This window comes from Nocardia sp. CA-151230, from assembly GCF_050942175.1.
Taxonomy (GTDB): Bacteria; Actinomycetota; Actinomycetes; order Mycobacteriales; family Mycobacteriaceae; genus Nocardia.
The window spans coordinates 7,030,792-7,050,817 of sequence record NZ_CP192061.1 but is presented as its reverse complement, the minus strand read 5'-3'; the positions used below and the strand labels follow the sequence as shown (position 1 = coordinate 7,050,817).

Genomic DNA, 20,026 nt, shown 5'->3' with positions numbered 1-20,026 from the left:
GTTACGCCGCTCCCAACGGTCCGGACGCCGGGGTGGCGGGGGTGTAGACGGCCGTGTAGAGCTTGGCGCGCGGCTCGTTGGGGTCGGCGCCGACGAAGGTGATCGACAGGGTGTCACCGATGTTGAAGTGCGAGCCGGCCTTCTCCAGGGCGGTACCGATGGCCTGTTCCATGCGCCAGGTCGGGTACAGGTTGCGCGGTCCGGCGGGCGTGTCGAGGGTGATGTAGGCCTGCAGGATCGGGTTGCCCTTCTTGTCGGTGTCGACCTCCCCGGGCGCGCCGTTGAACTTCAGCCGGGGCTGCTCACCGACAGCGACGATGCGCCCGTAGACGGTGGTGTTGGGTTGGGTGTTCTTGCCGAACGCGCTCGGCGGTTTGGCGGCGGCGTTCTTGAACCGCTGCCCGAAATCGTTGGTGTCCATGACGGTTGGTCCTCTCGTTTGTGGCTGGTAGGGGAAAGACGTTCAGCGACTGCGGGTTATCTGCCGCGGCGGCTGAACGGGTCGGCGGTAGTGGCGGTCGAGGTACGGGACCAGCGCGAGTTGGTCGAGGCCGTGGCCGGCGTCGAGGTGATCGGTGAGGTCTTTGCCCGCGGCGGCCTGCAGGACGCGAACCTCGCCGACCTGGCCATGCAGGGACTCGGCGACCTTGGCGGCGTGGCGGTAGCCGGGGCGGTCGCGGTCGGCGATCACGATCACCCGCCCCGCCCCGGCCAGCCACTGGGCGTGATCACGGGTCCAGCTACCTGCGCCCATGGCGTTGCATGTCGCGATCTGGCCGGCCTGGAACGCGCGCAGGACGTCCTGTTCGCCTTCGCAGACGTAGATCTCCCGTCCGCCGGCGACCGCGTTGGCGAGTTCGGGGAGCCGGTACGGGATGGGCGCGAATCCGGTGTTTTCCCATTCGGTTCCGGTCCAGTGCCGTTGGGTGAAGGCCTTGCCGTAGCCGTGCTCGTAGGGCACCCGTTGGCGGATGACAGCGCCCTCGATGCGGCCGTCGGGCCACCGGTACACGTAGGAGTGCACGTTCTCCGGAGGACCGAGCGGCTCACCCAAGGGCGGCTTGTGTGGGACCGGAAACCGGGCGTAGTCGATGGCCTTGTCCGCCAAAGACATCCGCTGTGGCGCCGGGCTCTGCTGGGGTCTGCCACCGGGAGCGTGGCCGCGGCTGCTGCCGTGCCCACGTTCGGGTAGCTGGTCCCACATGTCGCGGACCTGCAGGTTCAGCTTGGCCAGGACGTCCTGGTCGTCGCAGCCGGCCCAGCAGCGCACAATGGTCTTGCCCTGCACCTGGTCATACCGCAGCCCAAGAGAGGGATTGTGGTGACGGCCGTCGGCTTCGTGGACCGGGCATAGGAAGTTGGTCCATTTCGGTCCGGCCCGTCCGGGTCCCATTTGCGCGGTGAGCGCTGCGGTGATGATCTGCCACGAATTGCCCTGGGATGGTGTGGGTTGCATGGCCGTTCACCGCTGATGCTCGATTGGTGGCCGCTGACGGTCGGCACCGAATTTCGGGATGGGTGTGCCGGGTGCGCACCGATAGGTGTCGGGCGCGTTGCGTTCGTAAGGAACGTCGAAGGTGTTGCCCGACAACTCTTGTGCCTGCTCGATGCTGCGCCACTGCACCGCGGTGAGCTGGTCCTGCCCGACCTCGTCGCGGTAGTAGCGCGCCCATTCGAGGTGTTGCCGGCCGTGTTCGGGTGCGTATGCCCAGGTGCGGAACGCGGTGTTGAGGTAGTGCCAGTCGCGGCTGTGGGGTCTGGTTTCCCACGCTGAATCGAGTTGCCGGCGGCGCGCGTCGAGGTCGGCGAGTTCTTGCGGTGTTGCCGCCAACTCGTATGTGGCGTGGTCGATTTCGCCGGTGAGCCGGACTCGCTCGGCGAAGTCGGTACGCATCGCTTCTTCGTGTTCGCGGTGCATCCCTATCGCCACCGTTCCAAACCCAGGTCGCGGTCGGGGTGGTGCATGCGCTGGCGGATGCGGTCCTCGTGGGCGATGTTGTGGGCCTGAACCAGGCTCTGCCACTGGGTTTCGCTCACGCCCTCGGGCTGTCCGAACGCGCGACGCTGGTAGTCCAGGACTGCCAGGTAGGAGTCCATGTCGTCGGGCCGGTCCTGCCAGTCCCGCAGGGCGTTGGTGAGGTACTGCCATTCGGTGGCGTGCGGGCCGGCGGTCCAGCGCTGGTCGTAGTCGGCGACTTGGGCGTGCAGGTGGCGTTGCTCGTGGTTGGTGATGCCTGGTCGGTCGGCTTGCCATGCCAGGGTGGTGCGGTCGTGGAAGTCGGACCGCATCATGTCTTCGTGTTCGCGGTGCATATCTCACCGCCCCCACTCGATACCGTGCTCGTGCTCGGCGGGTGCCCGGGTGTGGTCGATGGTGACCAGGTCGCGGGCCTGTGCCAGGCTGCGGCGCCGGACCTCGGTGACCCCGAACACCTGGCCGTGGTGTGCGTGGATGGCGTCGAGGTTGTCCATCAGCCGGGCCATGGATTTCGGGTCGCGCTGCCAGTCCTCATAGCTGGCGGACAGGAACGCCCATTCCTCGGCGTGCGGGCCGGATAGCCAGCGGTCGTCGTAGGTGGCGCGGGCGGCGGCGAGACGCTCGTACTGGTAGTCGCTGTGGGTATGGGCTTGGGTGCGGGCGAGTTGGGCCTGTTCGAAGAACTCGCTGCGCATGAGTTCCTCGTGTTCGCGGTGCATGATTAGCGGCTCCGTTCGATCCCGTTGGGCCGCTGCGGCTGTCCCGTGCGCTGCTGGTCGGGCGGGACGCCGTTGTTCTCGGCCGCGACACGCTCACGGCTGCCGTAGCGGTCGTGTTCGGGGGTGGTGGCTTTGAGCTTGCCGACGGCCTGGTCGCGTTCGGTCTTGAACTTGTCGCGTTCGACACCGACGGTGATCACGGTGTCGCGCAAGCTCTTCAACTCCGCGGCCTGGCGGGTGTTGGCGTTCTTCAACGTCGCCACCTCCGCCTCGGCGGATTCCAGGCGCTGCTTGTGGGTGTCGCGGTCAGTGGTGACCGCATCCAGGCCGCGCTGCAGTACCTGCACCTGCCGTGCCTGCTGATCCCGATCCGCGGTCAGCGCGGCCAGCTGCTTCTCGACCTGCGCCAGCCGCTGCTCGGCACCCGGCTGCGAGGGTTCCGGCGTTGTGGGCAGGGTCCGGTAGATGGGCGGGCGTTCGACGCCGGTCTCGGCGTGGGCACGGGCCACCTGCGCGCGATAGCGCAGCGCGTCCATACCTTTGACCTTGCGGGCCTTGGCGAACAGGTTGCCCAGCTTGAACTCGGGGAAGGTGGTGGCCGCGGTCATCCCGTCCAGGGCGATGCCCTGCTCGACCGGAGTCAGCAGATCCGCCTGCAGCACCTGCTTTTTCAGCTGGTCGTGGTGGCGGGTCAGTGCCTGCCGGTCGTGGGCACGCCGATCGGGGTGGGTGCCGGGGTTGCGGGACCGGTCCGACACCAACGCGGCGTGCTGGCGGTAGGTCTCGATCGCCAACGCCGTGGTCTGCACCTCCAGCGCGCGTGCCTGCTCAGCGTGGCGGGTCTGCTCGCGCACCATGCGGCTGATGTCCTTCTTGATCCGGCGGCGCTCCAACCATCCGGAGGCGTGCGCCAACTGGGTCAGGGCTTGGGCCATGGCGCCGGTGAATCGGCCGGTCTCGTGGGTGATCTCATCCATCTCGGACATGAGCGTTGTATTCCTTTCGGTGCTCAGGGGTTTGGGTTATCGGGTGCGTTCGATCGGCGGGCGCCGGCGCGCGAGCAGCTGTTCGCGGTGTTCGCAGGCGGCGTCGGTGAGGCTCAACCGGCTGGCGCGACCGTGGGCCCAGCTGATCGACTCGCCGGTGTTGGCGAGGTCGCATTCGGCGGCGTCCAGTCCCTGGTACGCGGCCTCGACTGCCTCGCGCGGATCGATCGGTTCGCCGAGGTTGTCGGTGCGCAACGATTCCGGGGACTGCCTCAGCTCGGCGTACTGATTCCGGATGCGTCGAAGGTCGCGACGCAGCTCGTAGACGCGGTCCGCGAGCTGCCCGATTTCGGTGTAGAGATCCGAGGGAATCGGCAGGATCTGGTCATTCCTGTTATCGGGCACGGCTTTTCACTCCCTGTCGGTGTCGGCGAGATTGGTGTCGAACGGGCCCTCGAACGTCGGGTAGTCGGACCCGGTGGGCATGCCCGACAGGGCCGGGTACCGGATCACGGCGTCGACAGCCAGCCCCTGCACGTGGTCCGCGGCCGCGTCCAGGCGCAGCTGGTCCAGCTCGGGCAAGGTCACCTCGACCGCCCAGGTGCGGCGGCGTCGGAACTCGTCGATCAGCGCGTCGCGGTGACCGGGCCAGTTCGACGCACCGGTCATGCGGGTGCACTGGTGTACCGCGCGTTCGATCTCGGTGATCAGCGCCGGTACCAGCAACTCCGTCGGCTCGGTGACCAGGTGGTGCGGCAGCAGCAGCCCGGGCCGAAACCCCCACCGCGTCATCGCGGTCTGCGTGATGTGGGTGTCCCGCAGATCGCTGTCGCGGTCGGTGCGGTCGGCGCGCAGCCGGTCCAGCTCGGCGCGGTCGGCGGGCAACAGCCGCCACCGCGCCGCGGCGCGGCCGGCCTTGTGCCAAAGGTCGTAGTCGTCGACGGCGATGATCCCGGCGATCGTGGCGGCCCCGGCGGTCACGCCTGCGGTCACGCCGATCACGGCGGCGCGAATGTTGTTGCGGTTCATGGACATTGGATCACTTCCTTTGTGGTGATGAGAGGTTCAAGCGGTGGTGGTGCGGGTGGATTCGTGGCGGGCCCGCGCCCTGTCGAGGCGCGCGACGCCAGCGGTGAACAGCCGGCACATGCCTCGCGCGGCGGCGGCCAGCACCCGGGCGAAGACGGTCAGCACGGTGGCGGCGGCCTGCGGCAGCGGCGGGCGAAGCGCGGCGTTCCACCACAGGTAGGCCACCCACCCGAGCCCGTAGACGGCCAGCGGGATCGCGACCGCGGCGGGCTGACCCCACGCGGCGACCACCGCGACCGCCAGCACGGCCAGTGAGCCGCCGAGCCCGGCGCGCAGCAACTGCGGCCGCACACCGGCCGGACTGGTCGTTGCGGTGCCCGTGACCTTCTCGCCGTCCTCGGTCTTCACCAGGTGCAGAACGGGTTTCGCCGATTCCTGCGGGCTCGGCGCGTCCTGCCCGAGCGGAAAGCGGGGTTTGCCGGCGGCAGCGGTCCCCTTGGCGAGAAAGTCGCTGAACTCGTCGCCGAGGATGTCGGCCACCTGGTCGTCGGGAACGCCGCGCAGAACCTCGCGCAGCTCCCTCGACTCGCTGGCCCCGCGCTGCTGCTTGCGGCGGTGCTCGTTGTTCTCGTCGTCGAACTCGTCGTCTCGGCTGACTCGTCGCATAACTGTTGCGCTCCAATCGATCTCGGTGGAATTGGTTAGGCCACGGCTATGGCGGTGTCGGCGCCGCCAGTTGTTTCGCCGCGGCGTGTGGCATCGGCGGCTGGCGTGCCAGGCAAGGGGGTGATGGTGCTGCGATCAGCGAGAACGACACGTCCGAAGTCGGCGCGCCCGCCCTTGGCATAGACGAACTCGCCGATGTCGAACTGGCGCACGCGATCCGGGTCGACCAGCCACCGCTCACCGACAGAGACCTGGCCCTCGTCGCCATGGCGCTGACCCTTGATCAGATGCCGCGACGGCAGCAGATACCGCACCGAACCGAAGTGCTTGCACAGCTCGCCGACGTTCTCGCAGTAACCGAGCAGCAGCCCACCTGCGCAGGCCTTGAGCAGCCGGTCCAGCTCCCACTTGTTCCCGGCCAAACCCTCCGGGGACTGGCTGGAGGAAACCAGCGAAACCCCTTGGGAGCGTCCGCGTTCGGCGATGTCTTCCAGTTCGATCGAGCCCGCCTTGCTGTTGAGCTTGCTGGCCTCGTCCAGGAACACCGTGACCGAGCGGCGGGCGTGTTTGGCGGTGCGGCCGGCGCGCTGCATGATCAGCCGCAGCGTGGCCGAGACCTGGGCGCGGGCGGCGTCCCGGTCCAATGCGGGGACGGTCATGAACAGGAAGTCGATGTCTTCGAGCTGCTTGCCGCCGTCGAACACGATGCGCCCATCGGCGTCGGTCAGGAGCTCGAACAGGTTGGTGCAGCGGATGAGCGCGTCGTCGATCTGCGGGACCTTGTCGGCCTGCAGTGCCTTGACCTGCCGCACGATGTCCGGGGCGTGGCCCCAGATGTCCTTGATCACTTCGGGATTCAGTCGCCGCAGGAACTCCGCGGGTCCGGCGGGCGGGCCGATTGGGGCGTCGATGACCATGGAGACGATGCGCCGGCGCATCTCGTCGAAATGCTGGCCCTCGCTGGTGGTGGCCTCGCCGGGCGCGATGAGGTCCTGGTGGATGGCGCGCATGTCGCGGGCGGGCATGTTCTGGTAGATGTCGAGTCGGTCTCCACCGGGCACGACTTGGGCGATGCGGTCGGGGTCGATGCCCATGGCCGTGAGGAACCCGACCAGCTCGTTGCCGAGCTCGATATCGTCCTGGCCGCCCTTGCAGGTGATGACCACGATCAGCGGTCGCGGATGCCGAGACCGCATGCCGGGCACGTCTTTCCACTGCCACCAGGCACGCCACTCGTAGTCCAGCACCGCCAGCACGAACCGGATGATCAACTGGGTCTTACCGCTACCGGTGGTCGCGATGATCCCCAGATGCTTCTTGACCTCCTTGTGCGGCACCATCAGCCAATGCATGTGCCGTGACGTCAGTGCCCGCCACAGCCCGGGCGGTCTCGCGTCGGTGTGGTCGGCGTGGGTGCCGAGCACGATGTGTGCACCGGCGCTGTAGGGCGCGCCCAGCTTGGCGGCGCGGGCGGCGGCGCGGAAGCGGCGTTCGGTCAGCGCGGCTTTGACCTGCTCGGTGTGCGCCACCGACTTCAGGTAGACGGTGTCGGTCTTGAGCAGGAACTTCGCCCACCACCACATCGCGATCAGCGATCCCGCCGGGACCGCGACTACCAGCATCGCCCGCAGCCCCGACCAGTTCCCACCGGCGAGCTGGGAAGCACCGGTCCAGAACAGCGCGAACGGCACCGACCACGACCAGCTCGCCACCGCAGACACCACGGGCAAAGCCACCGTGGCGGCGGCGAAGTTCCGTAGCCGCGCCGCGGTTAACGGCCACCGGTACGCCGCCGTCAGCGCAGCTAGCACGACCACGGAAATCACTGCGAGGGCGGCCATTCCGGTGCCGAGACCGTGGAGTAGACCAGATGTGTGGGGCCAATGCCAATCGGTGGCGTCGCGTACTGGTTTCGGGGTGCCAGGTGGCGCTTCGGGGTGGATGCCGGTGAACAGTCCGGTGTCGTTCGGCGGGGGTGGGGACGGGGTGGGTGTCGGTGTGGTGGTGGGCCCGCAGTCCTTGGGGGTGATCAGGGGCACACAGTCGCTGCCGCTCATGAGGCTTCCTTGCTGGAATGGATGTGCTTGTGGCTCTCGCGCTCGGCCTTCTCGGCGGCTTTGCGTTCGGCGCGGCGTGCCAGGAACGCGGTCCAGTCGTCGTCGAAGTCACGAGTCTCGAAATCGATGTCGATTGCCGCGATCTCGGCCGGCAGGCGGTCGACCGCGGCATTGACGCCATCCATCACGTGGCTGGTGCGGCACAGGTACAGCAGCCCGACGAGCTCGGTCACCTGACGAAACGGTGGCGCGGTGACGATGGCGCGCATGGCGCCCTGCAGGGCGATGTCCATGTCGGTCGGGCCCTTGCGGGTGAGTTCGACTTCCACGGCCCACCACTGCAATTCGCCGTTGATCCGGCGCAGTACCCACCCGTCGTGCACATGCGGCTTGCCAGGGCGTGGTTCGCGGCTGGAGCCGAATTCCGCCACCGCTCGGGTGGCGGCGGCGATCTCCTCGGCGCGGTGGCGCAGCTGGCGTTCGGAGACCCATCGGTGCGGGTCGGACCCGATGAGCATGATCCGAGCCTGCGCGGCGGCGCGGTCGTGGTTGGCCCACATCATCGACGGGGTCCAGTCCTTGGTCCGCCATCCCAGCCGCGGTGCGGTCACGGTCTTCGTGGGCACCGCCCACGCCTTGCCCTGTCCCACTCGGGTCAGTGGGAACAAGGCTCCGTTGCTGATCAGTGGTCGGATGATGTCGTAGGCGGTGCTGAGTTCGACGTCGAGGTAGGCGGCGATCAGATCCACCTGCATTCCGCGCATGTCAGTGGTCACGTCCAACACCTGGTTCTGCCGGGCGGTGATCGTCGCCGAGTGCGCGGCTGGCAGCATCCGCCCCATCGACCCGTAGGGCACGTCCAGCACTGCTGCGACCTCTGCCTTGGTCAATCCTTGCGCCCGTAACGCGGCGGCCTCGCCCAGGACCTTCTCGACCTTGCTCAACGGGATCTGAAGCGTGCGGGCGATATCGGAGTAGCGGCATCCGTAATCCCGCAACCCGCCGATGATCTGGGCCCGGTATTGCAGTTCCTGCCGGGTGTAGCGGTTGTTCTTGTTGTGGTGGGCGCTCATCGGGAACGCTCGATCCGATGCGGCCGATCGATGCGGCGGGCCTCGATCTCACACAGCCGCCGCTCCAACTCGTCGGCGGGCATCCGCGACACCCAGCTCGGCAACGATGGAACCTGCTGCGACCGAGCCCGATCGCGCTCGGCGTGGCGGGTGGCGATGTCGCGGCGGGCCTGCCGGATCACGGCTCCCGTCTCGTCGGCGTCTCCGATGCTCGACTCATGACGGGGCCGGACTCCGCACTTCGGACAGCGCCGCGAAGCGCCGCCCTCGCGCTTGAGCTGGCGCTCGCGTCCGCGGGTACCGGACCAGGTGCGAGCCAACTTCCAACCGATCCCGTTGCGGAGCACCTCCAACAGCCGCGCGCCACGGCCGGCCTTGTGCTCGGCCAGCCGCGCATCCAAATCGGTGGTCCAGCCGGTGTAGTGACGGGCGTGACGGAACGGATGCTCGAAATGCAGCAGATAGACGGTGCCGGGAATGTCCTTGCGGGTCATCGCGATCGCTCGATTCCGCGCCGCGTCTTCGATGTAATCTCGGCAAGCAGCCTGTCGTGGGCTTCGCGCCAGCGCTGCCCGACCGCGTGCTGTTCCTCCCATACCGAGGGCGTGACCGAGTCCCAGTGCTGCAGCTTCTCCTGCTCGGCCGCGCCGTCCCCGATGCGTTTCGTCCGCGCCGTGGCATTGGCCGCTGCGAGGATGTCGGTCAACACCAGGTCGACGACGAGCAGTCGATCGCGCTGGGCTTCCAAAGCGGTCAGTTCCTGCCGGATTTCGTCCGCCGTGCTCATCGGATCACCGCCGCAACGGTCGGCGAGGGCTGGGTCACGTGGACACAGTCGATGCGATCGACCTCGTCGGCGCGGCACACGTTCACCGACGCCGGCATCGCCGGGGTCTGCTCCTCCAGCCCAATGCCGACCACGATCCCGGCGGCGAACAACACCAGCCCGAAGAACACTGGCAGTCGCCAGCGCAACGGCACTGCCTGGAATCCGTTGAACAACAGCCCATTCGCGTCGTACTCGACCCGGTTGTAGGTCGACAATCCCATCTGCCGCCGCGCGGACTCGTGGCTGTTCATCGCCGCCCCCAAGCTCCGCGCCTGCGCCGACGATTAGCGGCGTACAGCGTCATTAGGAAGGCCGGAACAATCACGACGGCAGGGTGGAGCAAGATGACGTAGGTCACCGCCAGAGAGGCAACTACGAGCAGTCCGGTGCGAATACGCATCACGCGACTGCTCTCTGCTCGGCTTCAGCATCGTTCGGCGTCGCCGCGTCTCGGACCAGAGCGACCGCCAACCCGAACATGAGGCTGCGCGCGTCGTCGATGTCGAGCTCCAAGGACCCTTCCCCGAACTCGACAGAGATGGTCGCCGGGATCCGTACGCGGTGCTGATTCGCTGCGCCGAAGTAGACCATGTGCCCAGCGACGTACCGAACGTCTTTCAGCTGGTCATCGCGGCTTTTGACGTACACGCCCACGGCCATCACGCACCTGCCTGCAGGTCGACGGGGTGAGCGAAGTGGGTCAGATCTCGGAGAGCCATTGGCTCCACTCCCTTTGAGCTAGTGAGGGGTTTCGAGCCCCTGGAGCCAACGCTTCCAATAGGGGTAGACCTATTGGAGCAAGCGGAGCTCAATGGAGCAATAGAGCTGGTTCTAATTGACCGCTTTCCTCAATTGCTGGATTATGGCTACTCTTATTGTCAGACGACTCCGCAGACCAGCTACGAAAGAGCAATGAGCGATATGAGCGGATACCGAGATGTGGCGGCCAACCTGCGCGAAGCCATCAACCAGGGCGAATACCTGCCTGGCGCAACGCTTCCCAAACAGGAGGAGTTAGCGGAGCGTTACGACGTCAACATCAAGACCATTCGCCAGGCGGTTGGTCTGCTCGAAGCCGAAGGTCTGGTGACACCCATCCGGCGGCGGGGGACGGTCGTCCGCGAGCGTCCGCCCATGCGGCGACAAGGTGCCGAACGGTATTCGAAGAAGAAGTGGAAGTACGGCGACACGGTCGCTTTCATCGCCGACCGTGAGGCTTCCGGCCGGCCTTGGCAGCGGACCGATCAAACACAGACCGTTGCGCTCGTTGAGGCGGATGCCGAAGTGGCGGAAGCCTATGGACTGGAACCGGGTTCGCTCGTCTACGAACGCGCTCGCACGGTACGGGATGCCGGGCGACCGACCCATACTCTCACCAGCTATTACCTCCCGGAGATCGTCGAGGGCACACCTCTGGTTGACCCGTCACCCGGTCCTGCTGGCCCTGGCGGCGGGTTCTCGATCCTCACGTTGCAGGGCTACGAACCGGACCATATGACTGAGACGATCTTCGCGCGGATGCCCACCCCGGATGAGACGAAAAGTCTGGAGCTCCCAGCCGGCGAGCCCGTGATGATCCTGATGCGTCGCACCTATACGGCGAATGATGTTCTGGTCGAGTTTGCCCGGGGCGTCCATGCGGCATCACGATTCTCGTGGACCTACGACTTCAAACTGCCCGAGTAGAGGAGCACTCGATGCCGACGACGACCCTGCCCGCGGAGTACCGTTCGGACGTTGAAACCCTCTGGGACTACAACCAGATGCATCACGAGCCGCGGCCCGTCGATGTGGGTATCGGTCTCGGCGGTCACGACATAGGAGTGGCCACCTATGCTGCCGACCTCTACCACGCGGGAATTTTCCCCCTGATCGTGTTCACGGGTGCGAACGCGCCGACCACCGTGGACCGGTTCCCGCGTGGCGAGGCTGTGCACTTCCGCGAACGGGCCATCGAACTCGGAGTGCCGGCTGACGCAATCCTGATAGAGCCCAACGCGACGAACACCGGCGACAACATCGACTTCACCCATGCCTTACTGGACGAGCGCGGTTACCTCGACTCGATCAAGTCCGTGATGCTGATCTCTCGGCCATATCAACAGCGCCGCAGCTACGCCATCTGCCGCAAGCGTTGGCCAGAAGTGGATGCAATCTGCGGATCACTTCCGCTTGCGCTCGATGACTACGTCGCTGGCATCGGCGACACGGACCGTGTGATCAACATGTTGGTCGGCGACACACAGCGGGTCTGGGCCTACCCAGCAAAGGGGTGGGCAATCGAGCAGGACGTACCCGCTGAAACGCGAAAGGCCTACTCCAGGCTGGTGGATGCCGGATTCACCCGGCGCCTACTTCCGGGGTAGAGCGAGTAGGTTCGCTGACCGCGCAACCGAGTTGATCTTCCCTTTGCGGTCACTATCCTCGGTGCGGTTATGTACCAGCTGGACAACCGCGTGAGCACGTCCTGACGCGCGAATGCGCCGCCGGAGGCGGCGGACTTCTCAACGCGCCCAGCTCTGCGAACGGAAAGTTCGTCGCGAACCCCCGCTTTGTGGTCATCCCTTTGTGGTCCTTCTTTGTGGTTTTCTTCTCTTCCAACATCTTTGATTGCTTTGACTTCTGAACTGTTGATGATGGCTCCCGTGTGCTCGACCCCAACTCTCTGCAGCGAAGCGGTAGAGAGTTGGGGTCGAGCACACGGGAGCCATGCGCCGAAGGCGCAGGTCAGGATCATGCTGACCCGGTTTTGATGCGATTCTGATGCGAATGGGATTCGCATCAAGACCGCGACACGTTCGCATCAGGACCGCGTCGAGACCGTGTTGCCGATGCGGTGATTCAAGTGGGTTCCGCTGACGAACCAGTGCTCGTGGGCCGTCCCCAATGAATGAGACCCGGTACTAGAGTCCTGTTTGGCCTGGTGAGGGCCGAGAAGGGACACTGAGGGACATGGCAGGATGCAAGCGGCATTCCGCGGAGGACATCGTGCGGAAGCTGCGCCGTGCCGACGAGTTGATTGCCGCCGGTAAGACCGGCGAGGAGGTCGCTGCGCAGATCGGGGTGTCGGCGGCGACGTTGTACAGCTGGCGTCGCCAGTACGGCGGGGTGGACACCGACGCTGCGAAAGAGCTCAGGGAGTTGCGAGAGCAGAACGCCCGGTTGAAGCGGCTGTGGGCGGACGCGGAGTTGGAGAAGGACGCGCTGCGAGAAATCGCCAAGGGAAAATTCTGAGCCCAGCGGCCAAGCGTCGCGCCGTCGACATGCTCCGCGAAGTGAAGAGTGTGTCGGAACGGTTCGCGTGCAAGGTCGTTGGGCTCACCGGTCCACCTACCGGCGTCTGCGGGTGAAGGGGACCCCGACCGATCCGGACGCCGGTCTGCGGGCCTGGTTGCGCTCGTACGCGGTCAAGCATCAAGGGCGCGGTCCGGTGCCTGGGCTGCCCTCCGGTTCGACGAGGGCGCAGGCGTCAACATCAAGAAGGTCCACCGCCTCTGGCGCGAGGAGGGCCTGCAGGTCCGGTAACACCATCCGCGCAAACGGGCCGGGGTCTCTTCGGTGCCCTCAGTCGAGGCCGATGCGCCGAAGGTGGTGTGGGCGTTGGATTTCCAGTTCGACTCCATCATCGACGGTCGGGCGGTGAAGATCGCGTCGATGATCGACGAGCACACCCGCGAATCCCTGCTGCACATGGTGGAACGCTCGATCACCGCCGAGCGGCTGGTCGCCGAGTTGGAGAATGTGTTCGCCGCGGCCGGCGGCCCGCCGAGAGTGCTGCGGATGGGACAACGGTCCGGAAATGATTTCACATGCTCTGCAACGGTTTTGCGCTGACCGGGTCGGGATCTCCTACATTCCGCCGGGCACGCCCTGGAACAACGGCTTCGTCGAATCGTTCATCCGGCGGCTGCGGACCGAGTGCCTCAACCGCAACCACTGGACCACCTTGCTCGAGGCCCGCGTCGTGATCGGCGATTTCAAGGTCGACCACAATCGGCGGCACCGGCATTCGGCGCTGGGCTACCTGACGCCGGGCGAGTACGCTGCGGCCTGCATCCACACCCACCATCCGGTGGCCTGCGGGACCAACTGAACACGGTACGAAATCATCTGGCTCTACTCCCGGGTGGTCTCGTTACCGGGGAGCGCTCAGGACCTTACGTGCTGTCCCGTGAGATTCGTGTCATCGTCTCAACCGCTGCTGTAGATCGTCGGTACCGTGATCGAGTCGACCCGCACCGGGATGAGTGATTCGACGAGCCTGGGTTGGTACATTGCTGACCATGCCTTTGGGGGACGATCTCAGGTCAACTCTTCTGCTGCAACGGAATTGGACGTCCGATCCAAAAGATGAGGCGATGCGCCGCCGCCGGACGCTGGTTGAGCGAGCCATCCCCGATTGGATCCGAGAGCAACCGCTCCCTTCGGGCTGGGCGAGCGAAGGCAGCGGAGGTAAGGGTGCGCCGGCTGAAATCCCTTGGAGTCGTGTCTATGCGCCGGAGTTCAGTCCCAAGGCTGGCGTCGGGTGGTATCTGGTCTACCTGTTTGCTGCCGATGGGAGCGCGGTTTACCTCTCTCTGAACCAAGGAACCACCACCTGGGACACCGAGCGCAAGGACTTCCGATTTCGTTCGAACGAAGATCTGACACGTCGGGTCGAATGGGCTCGTCGCGAGTCGATCGAACGGCCACTGAACTTTCGCAGTAACCGGAAGCTGCTTGGAAAAATTGAGCTTCACGCGCGAGGCCGGCTGGGCAAGGCCTACGAGATCGGCAACGTTTGGTCGCTTGAGTACCGGAGTAGCGACGCTCTGCATGAGCCCGCCCTCGCCAGCGACTTCCAACGGATGATGGAGCTGCTTGAGCGCTTGTACGAGCGGGATACTGATGTCCCGCGCGCCTCGGCGTTTTTCGGTGCGGTCCCGGACATAGAGGACATGGTTAGTGTCGAGGAGTCCGCTGAGGTCATAATTCAGGCGCCTGTCGCCGAGGCGCGTGCTGCTGCGGTCGCCCCTACGGTGACAGCAGGAGACCAGCGTCGAGCGTTCCGGGTACCGGCGATCGCCGATGACGGCGCTGTCGGTCCCGACAGGTTGGGCGTTGCACGTGACGCACGGGCCTTGGCGGGCCTGATCGCATCGAAGAGTCTGAAGCCACCGCTGGCCGTGGCTGTTTACGGCGAGTGGGGCAGTGGCAAGACCTTCTTCATGAACCAGATCGAAACGAGCATCGGCGATTTGACTCGCAGAGATCCCGAGGTGTTCGAGCCCGCCATCAAGCACGTGCATTTCGGGGCATGGCATTATGCCCGCGGGAATCTTTGGGCCAGCATCCTTTCCCATATTTTCTCGACTCTGTGCCCACCCAAATCGTCTACCGACAAGATGCTCGAGAATGTCGCCCAACAGATCGAAACGATCGAGGCCACTCTGGAGGCCGCCAAGAAGCGGGTAAAAGCACTCGAAGGACAGTCTCGAGACATTCGCCGGGAAATCGCCACGAAGATGATCCGTCATAAGAAGATCCAGGAGGAATTGAGAAGCGTCCGCGCGAAGGACATTTGGACGAAGGTCACCGCCGATCCCGAGCTTCGCAACGAGTTCGAGAACGCGATTGCCACCCTCGGCATCGATGTAGCAGGCAAAGGCGCTCGCGATCTACTTGAGGCCGCTCGCACCGTGACCTCGCTTGGGTCGCGAACAAGGGTCCTAGCGACAGCAAGGACTGGTAAATGTTTCGCGACGTCTCCGCTGGGCGGTGCGGTCGTCGCTGCGGTGGTCGGCACTGTCCTCATGTCGATCCTTGCGGTTGCCGCAACCGATTCTCTCAAAGCGCTTGGGACGTTTATCACCTCTTTCGGAACCGTCGCAAGCGGTGTCGCTGCATGGATCCTGAACCAGGCGAAGGCAGCTCGACAGTTGCTCGAACCTGCGGAACGCCTTCAACAACAGATCGAACTGCGAGTCGAGCAAGCACGCATTGAACAAGCTGCCGAGATCGAGGCGCTCGAAGCCCGCGATGCTGACGTGCAGGCACTGCTCGCCGTGGCCCGAGAGCTGGAGAAGTCGAAGCACGAGGAACTCGTCGCCGCCGAACAGGCACGTAAGGAACTGACGCCTGAGCATCTGCTGCAGGAATACCTGGCGGAACGGGTCGCCAGCGGCGAATACGATAAACACCTCGGCGTGATCGGTGTGGTTCACCGTGACCTGCTGGCCCTCAGCGAGCATCTGCGGCGGGCAGCAGACGATCCCGACAGCTCCATCAAGAGGATCGTGCTCTACATCGACGACCTGGATCGATGTACACCGAAAACCGTTGTGGAAGTGCTGGAAGCCGTACATCTGCTTCTTGCATTGGACCTGTTCGTCGTTGTCGTTGGGGTCAACCGTCGAGTTGTCGACCGATCGTTGCGTGTCCACCTGTCGGATCTGATCGACGAGCAGAGCAGCCAGGCGCTGACACCTGCCGACTATCTAGAGAAGATTTTTCAACTCGGCTACACGCTGCCGGCAATGTCGACGGCTGGCTGTCGCGAGATCCTGCGTGGAGCAGTCGGACGAAGCATCATCCAACCAGTTGGGGCCGCCGAACTCGGGGCGGCCGAGGCGGATGTTCTGGTAGATGACGATGTGGACGAAGAGCTGAATCGCATCGACGCTCCCGAGGTCGACGAGGGTCTTGTCACCCAGACCTTCGGTGGCGCAGAGGAATTGACGATGGTAGTCGAGGGTCCTAACGAGGCGTCGGATCAAGAGATTGCTGAAGCGCTGACACTCGATTCGGCGGATCTGAAAATCCTCGATGGTGTTGCGCCACTGGTCGCGACCACACCCCGCCGTGCGAAACGGTTCCTCAGTGTCTACCTGGTAGTGCGTGCCAGGGTTGCTAACGAGCCGTTCGACGCGGCCGTGTTGGCGGTAGCCGTTGCGATACTAGTAGGCCTGCCGGGACATTTCAGTTCAGTTTTGCGCCTTCCCTACCAGGAGGGATACGTCGACATGACGGTCGGCGAATGGATCAAACAGATGAGATCTAATGCAGACAGCGCCGAATCCGTCCAGGCTTCGGAATTCCTCGACACCGGCGGATCTCTGCTTGAGATACACATGAAGGAAGTACTTGCCCAACGTGCACTCGTGATCTTGTACGCATCATGAGATACGGACAGTGGAAACCGGGTGAAGGCATGTTCGGTCACAGCCTCAGCATGTCGGTGCCCATGGGTACAGTCGGTGAGCATGGACGCGCTCGGGCATCTCGTCACTGCGCAACGCACCTTTGCGAGAGAACGGAACTGGGACCAGTTCCACACCCCGAAGAACCTGGCGATGGCGTTGGGTGGGGAGATCGGGGAGTTAGCCGAAGCGGTCGCTGACAGGCTCGATCCGCACCGGCACGATCCAGGGGCGGACGATACGAGTCTTATCGAAGAGATCGGCGACGTGACGCTCTACCTGCTTCGCCTGCATGATGTCACCCAGACCGTACCGCCGTCTCCCTCTCCCGTCGACTGTGGCCGCGGGTCGAACGATGACGTGGCGATGTCTGTCATGCGGGCCGTGTGCGCTCTGACCGCCGCCTCCGGCCGTCTCCTGGAGCTGTTCCAGTGGACGTCGTGCACGGCAACGATCGACGAATCTATTGGTGCCGAACTACCGGAGCGTCTAGCTGCCGTGGTCGCGCAGCTGTCGATGCTGAGTGCCCGTCTGGGCATCGACCCCATTGCCGCGGCCACGACAAAACTCAGGAAGAATGCCGAAAAGTATCCCGTCGCAGCCAGTTTCGGGTCGGCACGCAAGTACACGACGTTCACCACCGGGACGTCGGGGTCATAGATCGAAAGTGGCTCGAACTGCGGAATTCTGAATGGGCCGGCGGTTCACGGTCGGCTGTCGAGCAGCCGACACAGTACATTGATCGACGGTATGAACACCGGCTATATCGTTGGGGCAGTTAGCATCTGGACCATCACTGGCACAGATAGAGCAGTGTGGTCTCGATGCACCCGCGGCAGTGGAAGTAGGAGGGGAAATGGTCGCGTTCGTCTTGCAGCCGGCGAACCTGAGCAAGAAGAGCGTTGCGCGCCACTATCAGGACACCATCGTGAACTCGGTGGTGTTCGACGATCACCGATCAGTGCTGGAAGCTGATCAGCTCGCGAGGCTTGAGAAGTACTTTCCGGACGGGCGAGCACAGATGTGGGGGGCCGTCCCGGGTAAGCCCCGATCCAATGGATCACTCGTCAACAAGACGCAGTACGACAAACTGCACGAGGGTGACGGCGTCGCCTTCTATGGCGGCAAGAAGCTCTATCACGCTGGCCGGATCGCCGTGCTTTTTCGCAACCCGGAGCTCGCCACACGCTTGTGGGGCACGGACGAGAACGGCCAGACCTGGGAGCTGATGTACGCCTTGACCGACCTGCACGAGATCGATGTCCCCATGGACACTATTCGACCGATTCTCGGTTGGAGTGCCGGCTCGTTCGTGCAGGGATTCTCCGTAGTCGAGGGCGAGGTCGCGCTGGAGCTCGAAACCGCCTGCGGACAGGCCCGGGCGGATTCGGTGCCTTCCTCGCAGACTCACCCGCCTGCCCTGCCGGTGCAGTTGGCGGCGCTGACCGCCGATGCCGTGCATGCGGCGATCGCCGAGTTCGACGCCGTCGGCCGCGAACAGTTTCTGTCGCACCACAAATACGGGAAAGCCCGCGACTATTTCATCGCGCTCAACGGCCAGCTGTACGACTCGAAGGCGATCGTCGGGGTCGCCTACGGCAAGCTGCCCGGGCGGAAACCTCTGCGGCCGAGCGAGTTCAGCTGCGGCAACCAGACCGTGGCCCGCCGACTCGAGGCGCTGGGGTTCCATGTCGTGCACAGCGAGGACAGCGGTGTGCCCGTTCAGACGGACCCGCACGAGTATTGGTGGTCCGGCGACGACACCGAGAACGTGTGGGTGGAGATCCGCACGGTCGACGGGATCGGCTTGTCGCTCCAGTGTCCCGATCACCGACAGAACGGTCACCGGGATCCGTGGTTCGATCTGGTGTCCGCTGTCCGGAAAGGCGACATCGTCTACCACTACAGCACCCGCGAGCGTCGGTTCGTCGGACAGTCCGTCGCTGCCGAGGACGCCACACACGATCGTGCCGAGGGTGCGTATTCTGTATCGCTGACCGGGTTTTCAGTGTTCGACGAGCAGATCGATCTGGCGGTGATGCGCAGCAGAGCCGATGCTCTCTTCGCCGAACGGGACCGCCTGGCCGCGCTCTACGCCGGACACAACCTGTATCTGCCGTTCCAGTTCCGTGAGCAGCGCTCCGAGTTCCGGATGCTCTCGAACTACTTCGCCAAGCTGCCGCGGTCCATCATCAACATCTTGTTCGACGGCCAGTCTTCCGGCGCCCCAGCCCCTACACCGCTGTCGCCACCCACAGGATTTCTGCAGCCGTTCAAACCGAAGGCCGACACCGAGTACATCAGCACGATGGCCGGCGGCAGCAGTACCCGCACTCGGGCGCACGAGACGCTGGTCAACAACTTCGCCGAGTGGCTCGCCGAGCACGATCTGGTGCCGATGCGCAACGCCGCAGTCGATCTGGGCACGGAGGACCCGCCCACGGTCATCGAAGCGAAATGCGTGAACGGAGCGTTCGCCGATGCGATTCGTGCCGCGGTCGGGCAGCTGTACGAGTACTGCTACTTCCAGGTCGCTGACCGAGACTCGGGACTGATCTTCCTCGCGGACGAACCCATCCCCGAGCAGTGGTGTCGATACCTGGAGGACGACCGCGAGATCGGCGTCATCTGGCCGCAGGACGGCGATTTCCATCTGAGTCCACTCGCCGAGGAGTACCTCGGAGTGACGGACTGAACAAAGGCAGCAGGGGGCGTGGGAGCTGGCATCTCGCTGCGATCGACGAGCGGCGACCAGACATCTATAAGCGTCCGTCCAGTTTGTTATCGGAGTGAGAGGGGAACCGAAAACCGAAGGGATTCGCAATCTTTCATGATCTCGGGCCCCATACTGGAGTAGGCGGTTCGTTACAGCTTCGATATCCGACCGTGATCGGTGCTGAGGCGCGCAGCCGGACGCAAGACAAATGAACACGTAGTTCCATCCGAGGACGTGACCCACCGCACGGGGGCCACCTCCAGATTGCGAGGGAAGCTTCATGACCTTCAGTGCTGCTGAAAAGGCAATGCTGGAACTCTACAGTCGCGCCGAGAAGACGCGTAACATCGAGGAGCTCGAGCGGATCGATCGCGCTCTCGACGAGATCGTCAACCATCTGGACCGGACCGCACCGGCTGCGTACCAGTGTCGCAACGCCTTGTCCAACGCCAGTAAGGCGATCGGCAAGCGTCGTGCGGTGCGCTCGTTCCGGTCCTTGGACAAGCCCATGCCGGACGGCACCACCCCCGACCCGGGCGAGGTGGACGGCGATTTCGATGTCGTAGACCTCCGTCGGTGGCTGAACACCACCAGGGCCCTGAACCCGGAGGAACGGCAGCTGCTCCTGGACCTCGCCGACGGTGAGGACGCCGCGAGCCTCAGCCCCCGCTGTGCCGTACCCACTGTCCGTATGCGGGAACGGATTTCGCGCACGCGGTCTCGCGGGCGCAGCGCTTACCGGACCGAGACTAGTTAGCCCGCTCGTTCCACTACTGCCCTGACTCGGTCGGATCT

The 20,026-nt window shown here is 64.7% G+C and carries 21 protein-coding genes and 1 pseudogene; 7 read left to right on the top strand and 15 right to left on the bottom strand.

The features are described from left to right. Position 1: 1 nt before the first annotated feature. From ACQP1O_RS33230 to ACQP1O_RS33160, 15 genes are all read right to left on the bottom strand, one after another. The gene (locus tag ACQP1O_RS33230) at positions 2 to 421 is read right to left on the bottom strand and encodes a hypothetical protein (protein ID WP_433562323.1); all 420 of its coding nucleotides are present in this window, start codon (positions 419 to 421) and stop codon (positions 2 to 4) included. 42 nt (positions 422 to 463) lie between these two features. Further along, positions 464 to 1,456 (bottom strand): toprim domain-containing protein, encoded by a 993-nt coding sequence (locus ACQP1O_RS33225; RefSeq protein WP_433562322.1) that lies wholly within the window; start codon positions 1,454 to 1,456, stop codon positions 464 to 466. Between the two features lie 6 nt (positions 1,457 to 1,462). Further along, positions 1,463 to 1,894 (bottom strand): hypothetical protein, encoded by a 432-nt coding sequence (locus ACQP1O_RS33220; protein ID WP_433562321.1) that lies wholly within the window; start codon positions 1,892 to 1,894, stop codon positions 1,463 to 1,465. Positions 1,895 to 1,920: 26 nt separating this feature from the next. Continuing rightward, positions 1,921 to 2,313, bottom strand: coding sequence for a hypothetical protein (locus tag ACQP1O_RS33215; protein ID WP_433562320.1), 393 nt, complete (start codon positions 2,311 to 2,313; stop codon positions 1,921 to 1,923). Positions 2,314 to 2,316: 3 nt separating this feature from the next. Further along, entirely contained in the window at positions 2,317 to 2,697 is a 381-nt protein-coding gene (locus ACQP1O_RS33210; RefSeq protein ID WP_433562319.1) for a hypothetical protein, read from the bottom strand. Between the two features lie 2 nt (positions 2,698 to 2,699). After that, positions 2,700 to 3,683: a hypothetical protein gene (locus tag ACQP1O_RS33205; protein WP_433562318.1), complete on the bottom strand. Its 984-nt coding sequence runs from the start codon at positions 3,681 to 3,683 to the stop codon at positions 2,700 to 2,702. Positions 3,684 to 3,719: 36 nt separating this feature from the next. After that, positions 3,720 to 4,088, bottom strand: a complete 369-nt coding sequence (locus ACQP1O_RS33200; RefSeq protein ID WP_433562317.1) for a hypothetical protein — start codon at positions 4,086 to 4,088, stop codon at positions 3,720 to 3,722. A 6-nt stretch (positions 4,089 to 4,094) separates the two neighbouring features. Continuing rightward, positions 4,095 to 4,718, bottom strand: coding sequence for a hypothetical protein (locus ACQP1O_RS33195; protein WP_433562316.1), 624 nt, complete (start codon positions 4,716 to 4,718; stop codon positions 4,095 to 4,097). 30 nt (positions 4,719 to 4,748) lie between these two features. Next, on the bottom strand, positions 4,749 to 5,378 hold the full coding sequence (locus ACQP1O_RS33190) for a hypothetical protein (protein WP_433562315.1): 630 nt from the start codon (positions 5,376 to 5,378) through the stop codon (positions 4,749 to 4,751). Between the two features lie 35 nt (positions 5,379 to 5,413). Continuing rightward, a complete protein-coding gene (locus ACQP1O_RS33185) occupies positions 5,414 to 7,435 on the bottom strand; it encodes a hypothetical protein (RefSeq protein WP_433562314.1) in 2,022 nt (673 codons plus the stop codon). Beyond that, a complete protein-coding gene (locus tag ACQP1O_RS33180) occupies positions 7,432 to 8,508 on the bottom strand; it encodes a hypothetical protein (protein WP_433562313.1) in 1,077 nt (358 codons plus the stop codon). The genes ACQP1O_RS33185 and ACQP1O_RS33180 overlap by 4 nt, the downstream gene beginning before the upstream one ends. After that, positions 8,505 to 9,002, bottom strand: coding sequence for a hypothetical protein (locus ACQP1O_RS33175; RefSeq protein WP_433562312.1), 498 nt, complete (start codon positions 9,000 to 9,002; stop codon positions 8,505 to 8,507). The genes ACQP1O_RS33180 and ACQP1O_RS33175 overlap by 4 nt, the downstream gene beginning before the upstream one ends. Next, complete coding sequence (locus tag ACQP1O_RS33170; protein WP_433562311.1) at positions 8,999 to 9,295, bottom strand: hypothetical protein; 297 nt, start codon at positions 9,293 to 9,295, stop codon at positions 8,999 to 9,001. Before ACQP1O_RS33170 ends, ACQP1O_RS33175 begins: the two co-directional genes overlap by 4 nt. Next, positions 9,292 to 9,588, bottom strand: coding sequence for a hypothetical protein (locus ACQP1O_RS33165; RefSeq protein WP_433562310.1), 297 nt, complete (start codon positions 9,586 to 9,588; stop codon positions 9,292 to 9,294). Before ACQP1O_RS33165 ends, ACQP1O_RS33170 begins: the two co-directional genes overlap by 4 nt. A gap of 148 nt (positions 9,589 to 9,736) precedes the next feature. Then, the gene (locus ACQP1O_RS33160; RefSeq protein WP_433562309.1) at positions 9,737 to 9,997 is read right to left on the bottom strand and encodes a hypothetical protein; all 261 of its coding nucleotides are present in this window, start codon (positions 9,995 to 9,997) and stop codon (positions 9,737 to 9,739) included. Positions 9,998 to 10,249: 252 nt separating this feature from the next. Between ACQP1O_RS33160 and ACQP1O_RS33155 the strand changes: the two genes are divergently transcribed. The 7 genes and pseudogenes from ACQP1O_RS33155 (at position 10,250) to ACQP1O_RS33125 (ending at position 19,988) form a co-directional block, all read left to right on the top strand. Continuing rightward, positions 10,250 to 11,023: a GntR family transcriptional regulator gene (locus ACQP1O_RS33155; protein WP_433562308.1), complete on the top strand. Its 774-nt coding sequence runs from the start codon at positions 10,250 to 10,252 to the stop codon at positions 11,021 to 11,023. An 11-nt stretch (positions 11,024 to 11,034) separates the two neighbouring features. Continuing rightward, positions 11,035 to 11,703: a YdcF family protein gene (locus ACQP1O_RS33150; protein ID WP_433562307.1), complete on the top strand. Its 669-nt coding sequence runs from the start codon at positions 11,035 to 11,037 to the stop codon at positions 11,701 to 11,703. 586 nt (positions 11,704 to 12,289) lie between these two features. Beyond that, positions 12,290 to 13,430: pseudogene (locus tag ACQP1O_RS33145) on the top strand (IS3 family transposase). 190 nt (positions 13,431 to 13,620) lie between these two features. Further along, the gene (locus tag ACQP1O_RS33140) at positions 13,621 to 16,497 is read left to right on the top strand and encodes an MrcB family domain-containing protein (protein WP_433562306.1); all 2,877 of its coding nucleotides are present in this window, start codon (positions 13,621 to 13,623) and stop codon (positions 16,495 to 16,497) included. Between the two features lie 81 nt (positions 16,498 to 16,578). Continuing rightward, positions 16,579 to 17,175, top strand: coding sequence for a MazG-like family protein (locus ACQP1O_RS33135; RefSeq protein ID WP_433562305.1), 597 nt, complete (start codon positions 16,579 to 16,581; stop codon positions 17,173 to 17,175). Positions 17,176 to 17,371: 196 nt separating this feature from the next. Next, on the top strand, positions 17,372 to 19,210 hold the full coding sequence (locus ACQP1O_RS33130; protein ID WP_433562304.1) for a hypothetical protein: 1,839 nt from the start codon (positions 17,372 to 17,374) through the stop codon (positions 19,208 to 19,210). Between the two features lie 301 nt (positions 19,211 to 19,511). Beyond that, positions 19,512 to 19,988 carry a hypothetical protein gene (locus ACQP1O_RS33125; RefSeq protein ID WP_433562303.1) on the top strand — a complete coding sequence of 159 codons (477 nt, stop codon included), beginning with the start codon at positions 19,512 to 19,514 and terminating at the stop codon, positions 19,986 to 19,988. Positions 19,989 to 20,026: the final 38 nt, after the last annotated feature.

Coding starts and splice junctions, on each gene's coding strand:
- ACQP1O_RS33230 (WP_433562323.1), bottom strand. CDS start 421: ATGGACACCAACGATTTCGGGCAGCGGTTCAAGAACGCCGCCGCCAAA.
- ACQP1O_RS33225 (WP_433562322.1), bottom strand. CDS start 1,456: ATGCAACCCACACCATCCCAGGGCAATTCGTGGCAGATCATCACCGCA.
- ACQP1O_RS33220 (WP_433562321.1), bottom strand. CDS start 1,894: ATGCGTACCGACTTCGCCGAGCGAGTCCGGCTCACCGGCGAAATCGAC.
- ACQP1O_RS33215 (WP_433562320.1), bottom strand. CDS start 2,313: ATGCACCGCGAACACGAAGACATGATGCGGTCCGACTTCCACGACCGC.
- ACQP1O_RS33210 (WP_433562319.1), bottom strand. CDS start 2,697: ATGCACCGCGAACACGAGGAACTCATGCGCAGCGAGTTCTTCGAACAG.
- ACQP1O_RS33205 (WP_433562318.1), bottom strand. CDS start 3,683: ATGTCCGAGATGGATGAGATCACCCACGAGACCGGCCGATTCACCGGC.
- ACQP1O_RS33195 (WP_433562316.1), bottom strand. CDS start 4,718: ATGTCCATGAACCGCAACAACATTCGCGCCGCCGTGATCGGCGTGACC.
- ACQP1O_RS33190 (WP_433562315.1), bottom strand. CDS start 5,378: ATGCGACGAGTCAGCCGAGACGACGAGTTCGACGACGAGAACAACGAG.
- ACQP1O_RS33185 (WP_433562314.1), bottom strand. CDS start 7,435: ATGAGCGGCAGCGACTGTGTGCCCCTGATCACCCCCAAGGACTGCGGG.
- ACQP1O_RS33180 (WP_433562313.1), bottom strand. CDS start 8,508: ATGAGCGCCCACCACAACAAGAACAACCGCTACACCCGGCAGGAACTG.
- ACQP1O_RS33175 (WP_433562312.1), bottom strand. CDS start 9,002: ATGACCCGCAAGGACATTCCCGGCACCGTCTATCTGCTGCATTTCGAG.
- ACQP1O_RS33170 (WP_433562311.1), bottom strand. CDS start 9,295: ATGAGCACGGCGGACGAAATCCGGCAGGAACTGACCGCTTTGGAAGCC.
- ACQP1O_RS33165 (WP_433562310.1), bottom strand. CDS start 9,588: ATGAACAGCCACGAGTCCGCGCGGCGGCAGATGGGATTGTCGACCTAC.
- ACQP1O_RS33160 (WP_433562309.1), bottom strand. CDS start 9,997: ATGGCCGTGGGCGTGTACGTCAAAAGCCGCGATGACCAGCTGAAAGAC.
- ACQP1O_RS33155 (WP_433562308.1), top strand. CDS start 10,250: ATGAGCGATATGAGCGGATACCGAGATGTGGCGGCCAACCTGCGCGAA.
- ACQP1O_RS33150 (WP_433562307.1), top strand. CDS start 11,035: ATGCCGACGACGACCCTGCCCGCGGAGTACCGTTCGGACGTTGAAACC.
- ACQP1O_RS33140 (WP_433562306.1), top strand. CDS start 13,621: ATGCCTTTGGGGGACGATCTCAGGTCAACTCTTCTGCTGCAACGGAAT.
- ACQP1O_RS33135 (WP_433562305.1), top strand. CDS start 16,579: ATGGACGCGCTCGGGCATCTCGTCACTGCGCAACGCACCTTTGCGAGA.
- ACQP1O_RS33130 (WP_433562304.1), top strand. CDS start 17,372: ATGGTCGCGTTCGTCTTGCAGCCGGCGAACCTGAGCAAGAAGAGCGTT.
- ACQP1O_RS33125 (WP_433562303.1), top strand. CDS start 19,512: ATGACCTTCAGTGCTGCTGAAAAGGCAATGCTGGAACTCTACAGTCGC.